Consider the following 14,905-nt stretch of genomic DNA (forward strand, 5'->3'; position numbering starts at 1 on the left):
CGTTTCCCCCTTGTTCGACCCATGCCTGCTCCCAGCCGTCGCGCCTTGCTGCGCGGCATCGGCGGGGCCGCTGTCCTGGGTGGCGCTCTTCCCTTGCTGAGCGCATGCGCGGGCAGCAGTGGTGGCTCGGGTGGTGGCTCGAAGACGGTCACCCTGGGCTCCAACGCCTCGGACGCGGTGCCGAAGAAGGCGTTCGCCAACATGTACTCCGCCTTCAAGACGAAGTCCGGAATCACTGTGGAGGTGAACACCAAGGACCACAACACGTTCCAGGAGCAGATCAACTCCTACCTGCAGGGCACGCCGGACGACGTGTTCACCTGGTTCGCCGGCTACCGCATGCAGTTCTTCGCGGCCAAGGGTCTCGCCTCCCCGATCGACGACGTGTGGCAGACCATCGGCCAGAACTTCCCCGACGCGATGAAGCAGCTCAGCAAGGGTGAGGACGGCAAGTACTACTTCGTGCCGCTGTACACGTACCCGTGGGCGATCTTCTACCGCAAGAGCGTCTTCGCCCAGCACGGCTACAAGGTCCCCACCACGTGGGACGAGCTCGTGGCGCTGTGCAAGCAGATGCAGAAGGACGGCCTGGTCCCGATCGCGTTCGGTGACAAGGACGCCTGGCCGGCGATGGGCACCTTCGACCAGATCAACTTCCGTCTCAACGGCTACGACTTCCACAAGTCCCTGATGGCGGGCAAGGAGTCGTGGACCGACGCGAAGGTGAAGGCCGTCTTCGACCACTGGGCCGAGCTGCTGCCCTACCACCAGGACGGCGCCGTGGGCCGCACCTGGCAGGACGCCGCGCAGACGCTGGTGTCCAAGAAGGCGGGCATGTACCTGCTGGGCTCCTTCGTGGCCCAGCAGTTCACCAACCAGGCCGACGTGGAGGACCTCGACTTCTTCGCCTTCCCGGAGATCAACTCCGCGTACGGCCAGGACACCGTCGAGGCGCCGACCGACGGGTTCATGCTCAGCAAGAGCCCGAAGAACCACGCGGGTGCCGTGCAACTCCTGGAGTTCCTGGGCACCCCGGAGGCCGAGTCCTTCTATCTCGCGTCCGACCCGAGCGTGGTGGCCGCCTCCAGCAACGCACCGACCTCCTCCTACACCGCGCTGCAGAAGAAGGCGTACGACATGATCGGCGGCGCCAAGAGCCTGACGCAGTTCATGGACCGCGACAGCCGCCCGGACTTCACCTCCACGGTGATGCAGCCCGCGCTGCAGAACTTCGTCCGTGACCCCAAGGGCGTGGACGGCATCCTGTCGTCCATCGAGCGCCAGAAGAAGACGATCTTCGCGTCCTCATGAGCATCGAAACCGGTGTCCAGAACCCGGAGGCGGCCGCCGTGCCGCCTCCGGGCGGCGCGCCCGCCCAGAAGAAGAAGCACGACCGCCGACCGTGAACCGACAGGTGCGCGCAGCCGGCCACTTGTCGGCCGCCGGGTGGGCCGCGGCGAGGTGCTTCCGCGGGGTGGGCCAGCCCCTGGGTCAGCCCCTGGTGGTGATGTCGGCCCAGTGGATGGTGTGCCCGGCCTCCTGGCGGTCACCGTGTGCATCGGCGAGCAGCTCGACGATCATGAGTCCGCGGCCGTGCTCGTCGTCGGTGCGCCCGGTTGACCGGCCGTAGTGGGGGAGGGTGGGGCCTCCGTCCGACACTTCGATGTGCACCTGCCCGGCCACGGGGTCGCAGCACAGCCCGAGGATCAGGGGCGGCTGGGCGTGCCGCACAGCGTTGGTGACCAGTTCGGAGACGGCCAGGAGCACCGAGTCGGCCACCTCGTCGGTGACCTTCCACTGGGTGAGCAGGTGCCGGGAGATCCTGCGGGCTTCGCGCACGGCCTCCGGGCGGTGCGCCAGGGCCCAGGTGCGGCCGGGCGTCGACCTGTGCTGGGTTCCCGTCTGCCGGGGGAGGAGATCTGGAGGACAGACGTACATCGCGGCCATCACCTTCTTCGAGCACATGGTGCCGTCGGGCTCGGGGCGCTGGTTCTACTGGACCTGACCACCTTCCCGTGCATCCGTGCGGGGTGTCGTCGTGGCCAGCGCCCAACCTCTCTACCGGCCAGCGGGAATACGCGGGCCGCAGTCAGCACCAACGGGCCCGCTGCCGACGAGGTCAGGCGGGCAGCTTCGTGTCGAGGACGAAGCTGATCTCGATGACCTGGCCGGGAAAGGTCAGTTCGGTGACGCGGACGACCGTGCCGACCGGGTGGTGGTCGCCGAAGTACGCCAGGTGCACCGCACCGTGCCGCCGCGGGTCCAGTACACCCTGACCGGGCCGGGCCCTGCGCACCACGGTCGACGCCACGTGCGGCTGGACCCACGAGTACCTCGGTCACATCGAGGACGCGCGCCGCCGCTTCGACGCCCGACAGGCCCTACGGCACCGCTGCCCCACGCCTGCGTTGTGCGCGGTCATGCGGTGACGGAGGCAAGCCGGTGCCCGGCGCTTCCTCGGGGAGACGGTCTGCCGAGGTCGCCGCGGGGTGCCCACCGGCTGAGGCTCACCGACAATGGAGGCATGACGGGAAGGGATCCGGACCCGCAGACCCGGGTCCGGGCGGAGTGCTGACGGACCGGTCATGAAGGATCTGCGGGTGGTCCTCGCCGACGATGACGTGCTGCTGCGCGAAGGGCTGGCCAGCCTGCTGCAGCGCTCGGGCTTGGCCGTGGTGGGGCAGGCCGGCGACGCTGTGCAGCTGCTGGAGGTCGTCCGGCGGGAAGAGCCGGAACTGGTGGTGGTGGACATCCGGATGCCGCCGGATCAGGCCACCGAAGGGCTCGAGGCGGCGCGCACCATCCGCCGGGACTTCCCCGACATGGGCATTCTCGTCCTGTCGGCGCATGTCGAGGTGGAGCACGCGATGGAGCTGCTCGCCGACGGGCGCAGGATCGGTTACCTGCTGAAGAGCCGGGTCGGTGACGTACAGGAGTTCCTCGAGGCGCTGGAGCGGATCGCCAAGGGCGGCTCGGTGGTGGACCCCGCGCTGGTCCAGGAGCTGGTCTCCGCACGACGCCGGGCGGACCCGCTGGCGGTGCTCAGTGAGCGTGAGCGCGAGGTTCTGGCCCTGATGGCGGAGGGCCGGTCCAATGCCGGCATCGCGCGCCGTTTGTGGGTCACAGAAGGCACGGTGGAAAAGCACGTGCGCAGCATTCTGTCAAAGCTGGGCCTGCCGGAGACCGACGACGACCATCGCCGCGTCCGCGCCGTGATCACCTTCCTGGAGGCCCGGTGACCGGGGCGTCCCGGTGACCGTCCCGCCCGGCGAGCAGGTCGTGGATGGCCCCGCTGGACAGCGCGGTCTTGGCGAGGAATCCCAGCGCGCGACTCGCCACAATGAGGTCGGCGTACTCGTCCTCCGCATGACTGGAGATCAAGATCACCGGGGGCGGCGAAGGGCCTGTCTCGTGGCGCAGCCGATCGGCCAGTTCCAGGCCGCTCTCGCTACCGAGGTCGATGTCCACCAGTGCGATGTCCGGCCTGAGCTGCGTTGCCTGCTGCAGCGCCTGTGCACTGTCCGATGCCACGCCCACGACCATGATGCCCTCGCCCTCCAGCAAGCAGCGAGCAGCATTGAGGAAGTAGGGGCTGTCATCAACGATCATGCACCGCAACATGTGTCCAGGATCTCAGCGCGGGCACCTGCCAGGCATTCCTGCTAGCTGTATTCATGGACGGTTGCGCACCTGCCTGTCATCCATGGGCTGTTCTGCACGGTTGCCCATGCGCCTGACAAGCATGGGTGCGCAGCTCGGCGCACGGTGCACCTCGGAAGTTCAGTCCCCGACTTCGGCCGGCTTCACGGAATCGCGGTCGGCCTCGGTGAGCGGGAACTCTGCACGCAGGGTGGTGCCCACTCCGTGCGGACTCTCCACAGAGATCCTGCCGCCGAGCGCCTCCACACGGTCCTTGAGGCCGACCAGACCGGTGCCGCGGACGAAATCGGCACCGCCGACGCCGTCGTCGTGGACGCACAGGCCCAGCACCCCGTCGGCGGCCTCGATCACGACCCTCACGGCCGAGGCCTGCGCATGCTTGGCGGCATTGGTCAGTGCCTCGCAGACGACGTAGTACGCACTGACCTGGATCCGCATGGGAATCCTGGTCTCCGTGTGCACCACGAGATCGACCGGCAGGGAGGAGCGCCGAGCGAGCGCCTTGAGCGCGGGAGCGAGGCCTCCCCTGGCAAGGACCGAGGGGTGGATGCCGCGCGCCATCTCGCGCAGCTCGTCCAGCGCTTCGGTCAGCTCGGTGGTGACGTGGCCCAGTCTTGTTCGAAGTTCGTCCAACTCGGGCGGCACCTTCGTCTGAGCCGCGCCCAGGAGCAGCACGACCGAGACGAGCCGTTGCTGGACGCCGTCGTGGAGGTCGCGCTCGATGCGCCGACGGGTCTCGTCGGCCGCGTTGACGATGCGGGCGCGTGAGGCGGTCAGCTCGGCGCGGGCTTCGGCGTTCTCGACGGCGGTGGCGACGAGCTCTGTGAACCTGGTGATCTGCAACTCCGTGTTCGCCGGGAAGGGCTCCTCGCTCCTCCTCGACGCGGCGATCACGCCCCACAGTCGCCCGGCGACCTTGATCGGGCAGCCGACCGACGAGCGGATACCCACCGCACGCGCCTCCTGCGCGATCGCGCCTGGTGCGTCCGCGAAGTTCCTGATCCGGGCCGCACCGCCGGTGTGCCGGACCTCGCGGGCGATGCTCAGCCCGTTCAGGTCGAAGCGCGTGCCGACGGTCAGGGGGTCCGGCCCCCTCGTCCGGCTCCAGGCGGCGACGCCGGTGACCGTGCCGTCCGTCTCGTAGCGTTCCATACGGGCGAGATCGGCACCGCAGAGGAGGCCGACCTCGCGGGTCACGGCCTCGAAGACCGCCGAAGCCGGAGCCGACCGGGCGACCAGTGTCGCGACTTGGCGCAACGCGGACTGCTCCTCCGTCAAGCGCGCCGACGCCAGTGCCGCCCGCCGTAGCCGGGCCGCCAGCTCTCCCACTACGGCGGCCGTGAGGAGGAAGACCCCCAACGCCACGCCGCTCTCGGAATCCGCGATCTCGAACGAGTGGAACGGGGGGACGAACAGGTACGCGTAGGCCAGCACGCTCAGCACCGACGTGAGCAGTGCCAGCCATGTACCCCACACCACGGCGACGGGGAGGACCGCGAGCAGGTAGAGCACCAGGAGGTGCAGCGGCGCGATGTGCCGCCCGAGGAGTGCGATGATGCCGGTTGTCGCAGCCACCATCGCGAGGCTGGCGAGCAGACCGTTCAACCACCGCCGAGTCGGCAAACGCACCCGGCGCCGAGCCATAGCGTCGCTTCCTTGGTCGAACCTGACGGACACCGTTAACCAAAGTGTGACATATTGCCCCGCCGGGCGTAGGTGTCGATCTTGGGCATGCCCGTCCTGACCTGCGACTGACCGCCCGCTCGCCCGCTCGCCCGCTCGGCCGCTCGGCCGCCCGGCCGTCCGAAGTCACTCGCTCGGGCGTGGTGGTGAGCACACCCGTCGGCGCGGCCGCACGTGACGCCGGCCGGCCACGGGAGCGCTGCAGTACGGCCTGCCGCCGGGCGAGTCCACCGCTGCCCGTGGCGAGCCTGCGAAGGCCTCGCACCGTGTCGCTGTCCGGCCATGGACGGTGCGGTCAGCCCAGGACGAGCAGGACGGCCAGCGCGATGAGCAGCGAGTCGATGCGGTCCAGCAGACCGCCGGAGCCGGGTAGCCAACGGCCGGCGTCCTTTGCCTGTGCACCTCTTTTGACCATGGACTCGAGAAGGTCGCCCACCGGGCCACCGACCGTCACAGCAACTGCCATCGGCCAGCTCAGCGTGGACAGCACGGCGAGCGCGCCGAGGCCGGCCGCGGACCCGGTCAGCGTCCCGCTCCACCTTTTGGCAGGCGACAGCGGTGACAACCGCGGCCCGCCCAGTCCTCGACCGGCGAAGTACGCCACGATGTCGGCGATCGAGACCGCGACGAACAACGCGAGCGCGCTCGCCCCGAGCGGCACCAGCGCGGCCAGCACACTCAGCCAGGCCAGCCCGAGCAGGCCGGCGCAGAGCCGTCGCAGGCCGTGGTCGGCGTCACCGGCCAGCAGTGGCCCTGCGGCCACTGCGAGAGCCCCGATCGCGACCACCCGGAGAACCTGTCCGGGCGCCAGCCAAGCGGCCGTCACCACGCCTGTGACCGCCGCGCCCAGTACCACCCGGTCTGCCCGGCCCAGCCGCATCAGCCCGCCGAACTCCGTCACCGCGATCAGCCCGACCGCGACGGCGACGGCCGCGGCGCCCGGTCGGCCCAGCCAGAACGCACAGGTGACCAGGGGCACCCCGGCCGCCCATGCGCACCACCGGACCATCAGCTCACGCCGCCGGGACGCGACCACCGCGATGCCGCCCAGCGCCAGCGCCCCACCGAGGTAGGGCGCCAGGGACGCGACGGTGATCACCGAGCGGATCCGGTGGCGGCAGCGCCCGGAGGCATCGCAGCGAGCGAGGCCGGACCCGGCCGCAGAACCTGCAAGGCCGCCTGGCACGCGGCCACGATGCGCGCGTTCTCGGCGGTGTCCCTGACCGCGATGCGCACGGTGCGTCCCTGGTACTCCGGCGACAACGGCGACAGGTCACGCAGGTATACGTCGTGACGGCGGCACTCGTCGACGAGTCGAGCGGCGCTCGGCCCGTCGGGCGGCAGAGTCACCGTGAGGAAGTTCGCCACGGCCTCCTCGACCACCACGGCCTCGTCCAGCCCGGCCAGGGCGGCGGCCAGTTCCCGGCGCAGCGCGTGGGTGCGCAGCCAGCAGTCGCTGTAGTACGCCGGGTCGCGCAAGGCCGCCACCGCGGCCAGCTGTGCCGGGAGGCTGACCTGCCAGGGTGGCGTCCATCGGCGCAGCTGCGCCGCGGTGATCGGCTCGGCAACCAGGTACGCGGCCCGCGCACCGGACAGCGCGTACATCTTGGACAACGAGCTGCAGACCACCACCCGCGGGTCCGTCGCGGCGAGGCCGGCGAGCGATTCGGTAAGACCGGCATAGCCCAGGTACGCCTCGTCGATCCACCAGCGGGTTCGGCCCGGTGCGGCGGCGATCAGCGAGCGCAGCTCTGCTGCCGGCGCGTGGCGTCCCGTCGGATTGTTCGGGTTGACCACCACCACGAGGTCGTATCGGCCGGCCTCGACGGCAGCGGACAGCCGGGCCGGATCCATCCGCCAGCCGTCTTCGCGACGCAACCGGAACCGGTCCACCCGGCATCCGATCACCCTCTCCGCGACATGCGCGTACTCGCCGTAGCTCGGATCCGTGAGAAGCACCCTGCTTCCCGCGGTCAGCCACTGGCCGAACGCCCTGTAGATCAAGTCGGACGAACCGGCGCCGACCGCGAGCGTCTGAGCCGGCAGCGCCCGAGCCGCGGCGATCTCCGCCAGCAGGCCCTCGGCGCCGGATGGCGGCGAAGTCCGGGCGGCCCAGGCCGGATCCTCCGCGAGCACCGCCCGCACCCCCGGTGCCGGCGGAAACCAGGCGTCCAGTACGTCGGCCGCGACCACCTGGTGCCGCCGGTGCAGCGTGCGGAAGTCCGTGCCGATGGCGGTGAACGAGGCGCCGCCGTGTTCGCAGCCGTCCGGCCGAGGTGCGAACGGCATGTCCAGCTGCCAGTCCACTGCGGACCGCAGACGCTCCAGGAGGGCGCGGTAACGGTCCGTCGTGACCTTCGTCAGCTCGGCCACGCTGCCGGTCAGCACCTCGAACGTCAACGCACCGCTGCGCACCGTACGGCCGACCGGGCGCAGGCCGGTGGCCAGGTACATGGTGAGCAGCTCGGTGCGCCCCATCGCCACCACCCGGCGACCGCCCCGGGCGGCGATCCAGCGCAGCGCCGCGTACATCAGCAGCGGCGCCGCTGCGCCGGCCCGCCAGCGCGGCTCGACGGTGAGGATGCGCACCTCGAACAGATCGCTCTCACTCAGCAGCGGCAGCTCGTCGCGGGTCAGGTACTTGTCCAGCGCGTACCGCCCCGACCAGGGCGGAGTCAGGCTGACGAAGCCGATACGGGCTGCTCCTCGCGCCGCGACCAGGTAGACGTTGTCACCGTCCAGTCCGTCGCGGAGCCGCCCGGCCGGATTCGGCTCATGCTGGCCCAACTCCTGTGCATACACTCGGTGACGCAGTTCATGGATCCACTCGAGATCCTCCGGAGTAGCAACACGCAGCTGCAGGTCACGGCCCATGGGCACCTCTCTCGCGGGGGCACTCCATCGTGGGGAACACGGACCGTCCGCGTCAGGGGCCAAGTGACGCAATCAGCTGAGTACGCGTACTCAGGCGCAGGCGCGCCCCGCGTGCAGACGTACTCCACGCCCTCGGCCCGCTTCGGCGCCAAGACGCGAACGCAGATGTCGCGGCGCTCCGTCGGCCACTCGTCGCACGGACCATTCGGACGCCTGGTGGTGGCGCCGCACCCCACCGGTCCGCACGCTGGACGTGGACGCGCCGCCATGCACTGCGTGGGGGCCGGACTCCGGGAGGACCTGTGACCGCTTCTTCGCCCGCCACCGACGCACCGCCCGCCCGCTACGACGATCTGCGGGCCCTGGTGATCAACTGCACCCTCAAGCGGTCGCCGGAACCCAGCAACACCCAGGGGCTCATCGACCGCAGCACCGCCATCATGGAAGCACAGGGAGTGCAGACCGATGTGGTACGGGCCATCGATCACGACATCGCCACCGGCGTGTGGCCCGACATGACCGAGCACGGCTGGGAGACGGACGCCTGGCCCGACCTTTATCAGCGGGTCCTCGCAGCCGACATCCTCATACTGGCCGGTCCCATCTGGCTGGGTGACAACAGCTCCGTGATGAAGCAGGTGATCGAACGCCTTTACGCATGCTCCAGTTTGCTCAACGAAGCCGGCCAGTACGCCTACTACGGGCGCGTCGGCGGCTGCCTGATCACCGGCAATGAGGACGGCGTCAAGCACTGCGCCATGAACGTCCTCTACAGCCTGCAGCACCTGGGCTACACCATCCCTCCCCAGGCTGACGCCGGCTGGATCGGCGAGGCGGGCCCCGGCCCCTCCTACCTCGATCCCGGCTCGGGCGGTCCGGAGAACGACTTCACCAACCGCAACACGACCTTCATGACCTGGAACCTGCTGCACCTGGCGCGGGCGCTGAAGGACCTCGGCGGCATCCCCGCCTATGGCAACCAGCGCACCGCCTGGGACGCGGGCTGCCGCCGCGACTACGAAAACCCCGAGCACCGGTAGGGCCCTCCTGAACGGGCCGGCGGCCCGTTCAGGCCGGCATCAAGGTGGCCGACCGGCCGCGCGCACGGTTGTTGACGCCCGGCGATGGGGGGGGTAGGGGCCGAAGTCGTCGGCCGACTGCTGAGGGAGAACAGGAAGGAGCACGGGCGGTGAGTGAGCGCGCCGGCGGCCCGTCGGGCGGCAGGGTTCCGGTCGGGCCCTGGCTGCGGACGATGGTCCGGCGGGACCCGGCGGAAGTGCACCGCGTCGCGACACCGCTGGAGCTGTTGTTCGATCTCTGTTTCGTGGTGGCCGTCGCGCAGGCCGGTGCCAGGCTGGTGCACGCCGTGGCGGCGGGCCATGCCGGGCAGGGTGTGGCCGGCTACGCCATGATCTTCTTTGCCGTCTGGTGGGCCTGGATGAACTTCACCTGGTTCGCCTCCGCGTACGACACGGACGACGTGCCCTATCGGCTCACCACGTTGGTGCAGATCGCGGGCGTCCTCATCCTGGCTGCCGGGGTGCCGCGCGCCTTCGACCGCACGGACTACTCCATCGTCGTGGTCGGCTACGTGGTGATGCGGCTGGCCCTGACGACTCAGTGGGTCAGAGCGGCCCGCAGTGAGCGGGGCGACGCCCGAATCACCGCTCTGCGGTACGCCGTCGGTGTCGTCGTGGTGCAGATCGGCTGGGTGGCGTTCGGGTTCCTGCCGCACACGGACGTGAAGGTCTGGGTGTTCGTCGTCCTCGCGGCCGCGGAACTCGCCGTGCCCGTGGTGGCCGAACGTCACAGGCCCACTCCCTGGCATCCCCACCACATCGCCGAGCGCTACGGACTGTTCACCCTGATCGTCCTGGGCGAGACGGTCGCCGCCGCGACGGTGGCCGTGCAGAGGGCTCTGGACAGAAGCGGTTCGACGCAGCTGCTTCCGATGGCCGCGGGGGGCCTGCTGATCGTGTTCGCCGCCTACTGGATCTACTTCGTCGTGCCCATCCACGAGCACCTGCGGACGGGCAGACGTGCATTCCTGTGGGGATACGGGCACTACCTGGTCTTCTCCACGGCCGCCGCCATCGGCGCCGGGCTCGAAGTGGCGATCGAGCAGGTGGTCGGCCAGGCCCACGTCGGCGCCACGAGCGCCGCCGCCTCGGTCACCGTTCCGACGGCCGGATTCGTCTTCTTCACCTGGCTCCTGCACGCTCGCCACGTCAAGCCGTCACTGCGGCAGCAGGCTGTCCTGCCGCTGACCGCGGTCGCGATCCTGGCCTGCACGTTCGCGGGCTCATGGGCGGTGCTGCTCGCCGGATTCGTCGCGGCACTCAGCGTGGCCGTCTCCTTGATCCAGCACCACCGCATCACCCCGGCATCAGATGCCGCAGCCATTCCCTGAGCTTGCTGGGAGTGGCGCGGGTGCCGGAGGAAGCGTCAGGCGTCGAATCCTCGTAGGGCACGCGGTGAGGCTCCGAACTCGCGTCGGCACGCCTTGTTGAACGCTTGGAGGTCGGGGATGCCGACGGAGGCGGCGACCGCGGAGATGGAGAGAGTCGAAGCGCGCAGCAGGTGGTGGGCGCGGTCGAGTCTCCGGCTGCGGATGTAGCCGACGACCGTGTCGCCGATCGCGGCGCGGAACAGCCGTGTCAGGTGGTTGTGCGAGACCCCCGCGGCCCGTGCGACATCCGGCACGGTGAGCGGCGTGGCCAGGTGTGACTCGATGTAGGCGATGGCCGTGCTGACCGCCGGGTGCGGACCGGGCCGCTCGGCGGTCGGAGCCAGGTGGGCGATGCGCCACAGCGCGGTCCAGATCTCGGCTCTGGTGCGCTGCGGATCGCGGGGCAGGGCGGTGACCGCCTTCTGCAACAGCGAGTCCAGGACGGGGAGTTCGGGGCCGGCGTCCTGGACGACGGGCACGGTGCGGGAAGGTCCGGCGGCCACGATGCGCAGATGTGCGTAAAGATGCTCGGAACGGCCCTGGTAGCGGTAGCGGACCGTGACGCCGGGCGGTACGAGACTCACGCGGCCGGGCCGGATCACGTGCGGGGTGCCGTCGACGTCGAGTTCGGCGTCGTACCGGTAAAGGTGCAGCTGCCACAGCTCAGGGAGCCGGAAGACGTCGGTACGGCTCACGACACCATGGACGCCGACGCCGGCGTTCGCCACGAGGGGCGGTTCACCGAGCTGGAGCTCCGTCTCGAACATGATGAAAAGCTACCAGTAGTGGTGAACCGCACCCACGCGCCGAGCGGCGTTTGCCGCCTACGGTGGCCGCATGGCAGACATCCCATTGCTGAGCTCGGTCGAGATGGCCGGCTTCGTCGCACACGGCTCGTTGCGCCTCGACGCCGTCGTACCCCCGGACATGAACGAGGAGGGGATCGAGGTCCTGCGCAACGGCGTCCCCGGTGTGCCCTACGGCAGCAGCGTTCAGGACGCCTACCCGGACGGGTCGTTCGTCCGGCGCCTGATCGAACTTCCCGCGGTAGCAGGCGCGTTGTACTCTCTCGTCGGCCCGGGGCCGAGCGTGGACCACCACGCCGTGCACGTGCGCTACCCCCACGAGGGGCAGGCTCAGCCGCTCCACGGAGACGCGATCATCGATGTGCGCACGGACGCCTTCGACGTCCAGTTGATGTACTACCCGCAGGACGTGACGCCCGACATGGGCGGCACCCTCAGTGTGCCCGGCAGTCATCTGCGGCGGACGAACGAGTCGGACACCGGCCGTTACCAGAACCTGCGCGGTCAATCCAGGCTCGTGTGTCCGGCCGGCACTGTGGTGTTTTTGCACCACGGGCTCTGGCACGGTGGGCGGCGCAACGACAGCGACGTGGAACGCTACATGTTCAAGATCCGTTTCAATCCGACGGTGCGGCAGCGGCGCCTGTGGGACACCTCCGATCTGCACGACCCACGTGTCGCCGAGAACCTCAGCGCCCACTTCCCCTGGTACGAGCACGCCACCGCACGCCTGGAGATCTACAACCGCGTCCTGCTGTGGCGCGCACTCACCGGGGACGACTCCTTCGACCTGGAGCACTGGGTGACCCGGGTCGCCAACCGCCCGCAGAAGGAGGTCGCGTGAGCACGCGTCAGCAGGTCCTGGTGCTCTACCTGGCCACCTCCGCTCTGGATTCCGAGACCGTGGGCTGGTCACGGTACGACGGCACTGCACGCACCTCGCCGACGACCGGGGACGGCGACGAACCGCCGTACAAGTCGGGAGTGCATGCCCTGGAGGACGGCTGGAGGCTGTTCCAGGCCGCCCAGTTGATCCCGCCCTATCCGGGACACGAGTACGACGTGTCGTTTCTCAAGCATGAGTTCTTCTTCGAGAAGCTCGTGGAGGTGGACGCGGGAGACGGGACCGCGCGTACGGAGTCCTCCCGGTAGCCGCCGCGTTTCGTGCCATGACGACCGGGTGCGCCGCGGTTCCCGGCAGACACCGAGGCAGGCCGTGGTCGCGCGCAGGGGCGCGTTCCGTACGGCCGTACCCGAATCGGTGCCGCGGTCACCCGGGCGTGACCGCGGCACCGATCAGCCGGCTGCTGCGCGGCCGGCGCGGTCGAAAGGTCCCTGTGGGCCGGGGTCCGGTCAGGCTCCACGGACCGCTGGTCGAACTCTGCCGGGCAATCGCGACGGCCGGTCAGGGCACAGGGAGGTCAGCGGCCTTCTCGCGGTGGCGGCGGTGCCTGGCCGCCTTGGTGCTGTTGCCGCAGCGCTGCATCGAGCACCATTTCCGGGGCCTTCCCTGCTCGGCGTCGAGATAGAGCATCCTGCAGATCTGAGAGTCGCACTCGCGCAGCCTCTGTCGTCGTATCGGATCCGAGAGCAGCGTGATCAGGTCGCGGGCGATCAGCGAGAGCAGCGCGGGAGTCGACAGCCCGGGACTGCTCGCTGCGGCGGTAAGGCCATAGGCGTCCGCCTGGAGCTGAGGGGCCGGCGGGTGCACCTGGGCCAGTTGGTTCAGGAGCCGCACCGACTCCTCCCGGGGGGCTTGGCGGTGGAGGTACCCGACCGTGACGTCGTATGCGCAGGCCCGCAGTTCGTGGAGGGCCGCGAGCAGCCCCGCCAGGTCTTCGCCGGGGTGAACGGCGAGCCCTACCCCGTCGCACCAGGCCCTGAGCCGGTCAATGTCACCCATCCGTTCGACCGGCGTGACCGGGCGGCGCCCGACCGTGGCGATGAGGTTCAACGACAGGGATCCGGCGTCGAAGCGGAGTTCGCGGAGTTGTGCCGTGACCCGAGTGCGTCGGCCGTCCTGTGCTCCTTCGACCATGCGGCTATAGTAACCCTGTAAAAGGTTACTAAGACGGGTGGAGTCGTGGATGCGCGTCGCCCTGCTCCCTGCTCTCTCTGGTCCACCGCGCGGGGGAGCGGTCTCGGAGTCCATGGTGACCATGGCCTTCGCGCGGCAGCAGACTCCGACTGCCCGCGGCACCTGGCATCCGTGGGCCCGGTCCCTGGCGACCGCCGTGCAGGGCAGGCTGCCGCACGCACTCCTCTTCCTCTGCGCAGCCGGTGTCGTCGCCGCGCTGATCCCGGCCACAGCCCTGGTACGCGCTCCGGAAACCCGCGGCAGGTCGGCGACAAGAGGCGCGGCCGCCCCAGTCGGCGAGCAGTGAGCGCTCCTGCCGGGGGCGGGACCCCAGCCCGATTCACGTCATGTCCCGTAGCGGAAAGGAACACGTCATGCGCATAGCCGTAGTGGGGGCAGGCGGTGTCGGAGGCTACTTCGGCGCCCGGCTTGCCGCAGCGGGCCACGAAGTCACCTTCGTCGCCCGGGGCCGCCATCTGGAGGCCATACGGGAACGCGGACTACTGGTACGCAGCCCGCTCGGCGACCTCAAGGTCCCGGCGGCATCGGTGGTTGCCACCATCGCGGAACTGGAACCCGCCGATGTGGTCCTCGTCGCCGTGAAACTGTGGGACACCGAGGACGTCGCGGCCCAGCTGGGCGATGTCGTGGACGAAGGGACCCGCGTCATCTCCCTGCAGAACGGAGTCCGCAAAGACGCAGTACTGCGCCGGCACCTGCCGACGCGGGCCGTGTGGGGCGGCGCCTGCTACATCTCCGCAGTCATCGAGGAGCCGGGCATCGTCTCCCACCGCGGCGCCATGCAAAAGGTGGTGTTCGGCCCCTACGACGACATGGACACCCCTCGCGCCCGCGACTTCCTCGACGCGTGCGTCTCCGCCGGCATCGAGGCAGAACTCAGCTCGGACATCGAACGGGTCATCTGGGAAAAATTCGTCTTCCTGGTGGGGCTCTCGGCGACGACCACCGCCGTACGTCAGCCCATAGGGGTGGTCCGCTCCGACGTTCACTGCCGGGAACTCCTGCGCGATGTGATGGCGGAGGCCGTGCAGGTCGGCCGTGCCGCCGGGGTGAGTCTCGATCCGAAGTTCGCCGACGAGCGGCTGGCGTTCTGTGACACCCTGCCGGCCGCGATGACGTCCTCGATGCACAACGACCTGATGCAGGGGAACCGTCTGGAACTGCCCTGGCTCAGTGGCAGTGTCGTCACCCTGGGCCGCGAGTTCGGGATCGCCACACCGCGCAACCAGACGATCGCTGACGTCCTGGCCCCCTACGAACTGGGACGACCCGATCCGGACCGCTGACCCGCACTGCTCGAGCAGTCGCTCCGGCGCCCACTGGGTCTGGTCAACC

General features: G+C 69.6%; 15 protein-coding genes and 2 pseudogenes. 9 read left to right on the plus strand and 8 right to left on the minus strand.

The genetic code is table 11. The annotated features are described in order from the left end of the window. The first annotated feature begins 21 nt into the window (after window positions 1–21). Window positions 22–1,311: an ABC transporter substrate-binding protein gene (locus N8I84_RS38660; RefSeq protein WP_263234206.1), complete on the plus strand. Its 1,290-nt coding sequence runs from the start codon at window positions 22–24 to the stop codon at window positions 1,309–1,311. Between the two features lie 180 nt (window positions 1,312–1,491). On the opposite strand, the gene N8I84_RS38665 is transcribed toward N8I84_RS38660, so the two are convergent. After that, entirely contained in the window at window positions 1,492–1,965 is a 474-nt protein-coding gene (locus tag N8I84_RS38665; RefSeq protein WP_263234207.1) for an ATP-binding protein, read from the minus strand. 154 nt (window positions 1,966–2,119) lie between these two features. Further along, window positions 2,120–2,239 (minus strand): annotated as a pseudogene (locus tag N8I84_RS38670) (RidA family protein); the annotation flags it as partial. On the opposite strand from N8I84_RS38670, the pseudogene N8I84_RS38675 reads away from it, so the two are divergent. Both N8I84_RS38675 and N8I84_RS38680 read left to right on the plus strand, forming a co-directional pair. Next, a pseudogene (locus tag N8I84_RS38675) lies at window positions 2,231–2,429 on the plus strand (hypothetical protein); the annotation flags it as partial. The pseudogenes N8I84_RS38670 and N8I84_RS38675 sit on opposite strands and share 9 nt — an antisense overlap. Before the next feature lie 156 nt (window positions 2,430–2,585). Next, window positions 2,586–3,239, plus strand: a complete 654-nt coding sequence (locus N8I84_RS38680; RefSeq protein ID WP_200419852.1) for a response regulator — start codon at window positions 2,586–2,588, stop codon at window positions 3,237–3,239. Here the strand turns inward: N8I84_RS38680 and N8I84_RS38685 are convergent. The 4 genes from N8I84_RS38685 to N8I84_RS38700 form a co-directional block, all read right to left on the minus strand. After that, window positions 3,217–3,609: a response regulator transcription factor gene (locus N8I84_RS38685; RefSeq protein ID WP_263234208.1), complete on the minus strand. Its 393-nt coding sequence runs from the start codon at window positions 3,607–3,609 to the stop codon at window positions 3,217–3,219. The two genes, N8I84_RS38680 and N8I84_RS38685, sit on opposite strands and share 23 nt — an antisense overlap. A gap of 171 nt (window positions 3,610–3,780) precedes the next feature. After that, window positions 3,781–5,304, minus strand: coding sequence for a sensor histidine kinase (locus N8I84_RS38690; RefSeq protein ID WP_263234209.1), 1,524 nt, complete (start codon window positions 5,302–5,304; stop codon window positions 3,781–3,783). A gap of 334 nt (window positions 5,305–5,638) precedes the next feature. After that, window positions 5,639–6,442 carry a phosphatidate cytidylyltransferase gene (locus N8I84_RS38695; RefSeq protein ID WP_263234210.1) on the minus strand — a complete coding sequence of 268 codons (804 nt, stop codon included), beginning with the start codon at window positions 6,440–6,442 and terminating at the stop codon, window positions 5,639–5,641. After that, entirely contained in the window at window positions 6,439–8,217 is a 1,779-nt protein-coding gene (locus N8I84_RS38700) for a histidinol-phosphate aminotransferase family protein (RefSeq protein ID WP_263234211.1), read from the minus strand. Before N8I84_RS38700 ends, N8I84_RS38695 begins: the two co-directional genes overlap by 4 nt. A gap of 302 nt (window positions 8,218–8,519) precedes the next feature. On the opposite strand from N8I84_RS38700, the gene N8I84_RS38705 reads away from it, so the two are divergent. Further along, a complete protein-coding gene (locus N8I84_RS38705) occupies window positions 8,520–9,257 on the plus strand; it encodes a flavodoxin family protein (protein ID WP_263234212.1) in 738 nt (245 codons plus the stop codon). Between the two features lie 212 nt (window positions 9,258–9,469). After that, a complete protein-coding gene (locus N8I84_RS38710) occupies window positions 9,470–10,627 on the plus strand; it encodes a low temperature requirement protein A (protein WP_263235023.1) in 1,158 nt (385 codons plus the stop codon). A 35-nt stretch (window positions 10,628–10,662) separates the two neighbouring features. Here N8I84_RS38710 and N8I84_RS38715 read toward each other — a convergent pair whose 3' ends face one another. Next, window positions 10,663–11,433, minus strand: a complete 771-nt coding sequence (locus N8I84_RS38715; RefSeq protein ID WP_263234213.1) for an AraC family transcriptional regulator — start codon at window positions 11,431–11,433, stop codon at window positions 10,663–10,665. A 70-nt stretch (window positions 11,434–11,503) separates the two neighbouring features. Here N8I84_RS38715 and N8I84_RS38720 point away from each other — a divergent pair, with 70 nt between their 5' ends. Both N8I84_RS38720 and N8I84_RS38725 read left to right on the plus strand, forming a co-directional pair. After that, a complete protein-coding gene (locus tag N8I84_RS38720) occupies window positions 11,504–12,316 on the plus strand; it encodes a phytanoyl-CoA dioxygenase family protein (protein ID WP_263234214.1) in 813 nt (270 codons plus the stop codon). Beyond that, window positions 12,313–12,624, plus strand: coding sequence for a hypothetical protein (locus tag N8I84_RS38725; RefSeq protein ID WP_263234215.1), 312 nt, complete (start codon window positions 12,313–12,315; stop codon window positions 12,622–12,624). Before N8I84_RS38720 ends, N8I84_RS38725 begins: the two co-directional genes overlap by 4 nt. 253 nt (window positions 12,625–12,877) lie before the next feature. Here the strand turns inward: N8I84_RS38725 and N8I84_RS38730 are convergent, their stop codons facing one another. Beyond that, entirely contained in the window at window positions 12,878–13,510 is a 633-nt protein-coding gene (locus tag N8I84_RS38730) for a CGNR zinc finger domain-containing protein (RefSeq protein WP_263234216.1), read from the minus strand. Window positions 13,511–13,622: 112 nt separating this feature from the next. Between N8I84_RS38730 and N8I84_RS38735 the strand changes: the two genes are divergently transcribed. After that, window positions 13,623–13,856 carry a hypothetical protein gene (locus N8I84_RS38735; RefSeq protein WP_263234217.1) on the plus strand — a complete coding sequence of 78 codons (234 nt, stop codon included), beginning with the start codon at window positions 13,623–13,625 and terminating at the stop codon, window positions 13,854–13,856. 67 nt (window positions 13,857–13,923) lie between these two features. Further along, the gene (locus tag N8I84_RS38740) at window positions 13,924–14,856 is read left to right on the plus strand and encodes a 2-dehydropantoate 2-reductase (protein WP_263234218.1); all 933 of its coding nucleotides are present in this window, start codon (window positions 13,924–13,926) and stop codon (window positions 14,854–14,856) included. The last annotated feature ends 49 nt before the right edge of the window (window positions 14,857–14,905 follow it).

It is taken from the genome of Streptomyces cynarae, assembly GCF_025642135.1.
Lineage (GTDB): Bacteria > Actinomycetota > Actinomycetes > Streptomycetales > Streptomycetaceae > Streptomyces > Streptomyces cynarae.

What these genes read in the sequence shown, in the direction of transcription:
- N8I84_RS38660 (WP_263234206.1), top strand. Translation starts at nt 22, where the DNA reads ATGCCTGCTCCCAGCCGTCGCGCCTTGCTGCGCGGCATCGGCGGGGCC.
- N8I84_RS38665 (WP_263234207.1), bottom strand. Translation starts at nt 1,965, where the DNA reads ATGTGCTCGAAGAAGGTGATGGCCGCGATGTACGTCTGTCCTCCAGAT.
- N8I84_RS38680 (WP_200419852.1), top strand. Translation starts at nt 2,586, where the DNA reads ATGAAGGATCTGCGGGTGGTCCTCGCCGACGATGACGTGCTGCTGCGC.
- N8I84_RS38685 (WP_263234208.1), bottom strand. Translation starts at nt 3,609, where the DNA reads ATGATCGTTGATGACAGCCCCTACTTCCTCAATGCTGCTCGCTGCTTG.
- N8I84_RS38690 (WP_263234209.1), bottom strand. Translation starts at nt 5,304, where the DNA reads ATGGCTCGGCGCCGGGTGCGTTTGCCGACTCGGCGGTGGTTGAACGGT.
- N8I84_RS38700 (WP_263234211.1), bottom strand. Translation starts at nt 8,217, where the DNA reads ATGGGCCGTGACCTGCAGCTGCGTGTTGCTACTCCGGAGGATCTCGAG.
- N8I84_RS38710 (WP_263235023.1), top strand. Translation starts at nt 9,470, where the DNA reads ATGGTCCGGCGGGACCCGGCGGAAGTGCACCGCGTCGCGACACCGCTG.
- N8I84_RS38715 (WP_263234213.1), bottom strand. Translation starts at nt 11,433, where the DNA reads ATGTTCGAGACGGAGCTCCAGCTCGGTGAACCGCCCCTCGTGGCGAAC.
- N8I84_RS38720 (WP_263234214.1), top strand. Translation starts at nt 11,504, where the DNA reads ATGGCAGACATCCCATTGCTGAGCTCGGTCGAGATGGCCGGCTTCGTC.
- N8I84_RS38730 (WP_263234216.1), bottom strand. Translation starts at nt 13,510, where the DNA reads ATGGTCGAAGGAGCACAGGACGGCCGACGCACTCGGGTCACGGCACAA.
- N8I84_RS38735 (WP_263234217.1), top strand. Translation starts at nt 13,623, where the DNA reads ATGGTGACCATGGCCTTCGCGCGGCAGCAGACTCCGACTGCCCGCGGC.
- N8I84_RS38740 (WP_263234218.1), top strand. Translation starts at nt 13,924, where the DNA reads ATGCGCATAGCCGTAGTGGGGGCAGGCGGTGTCGGAGGCTACTTCGGC.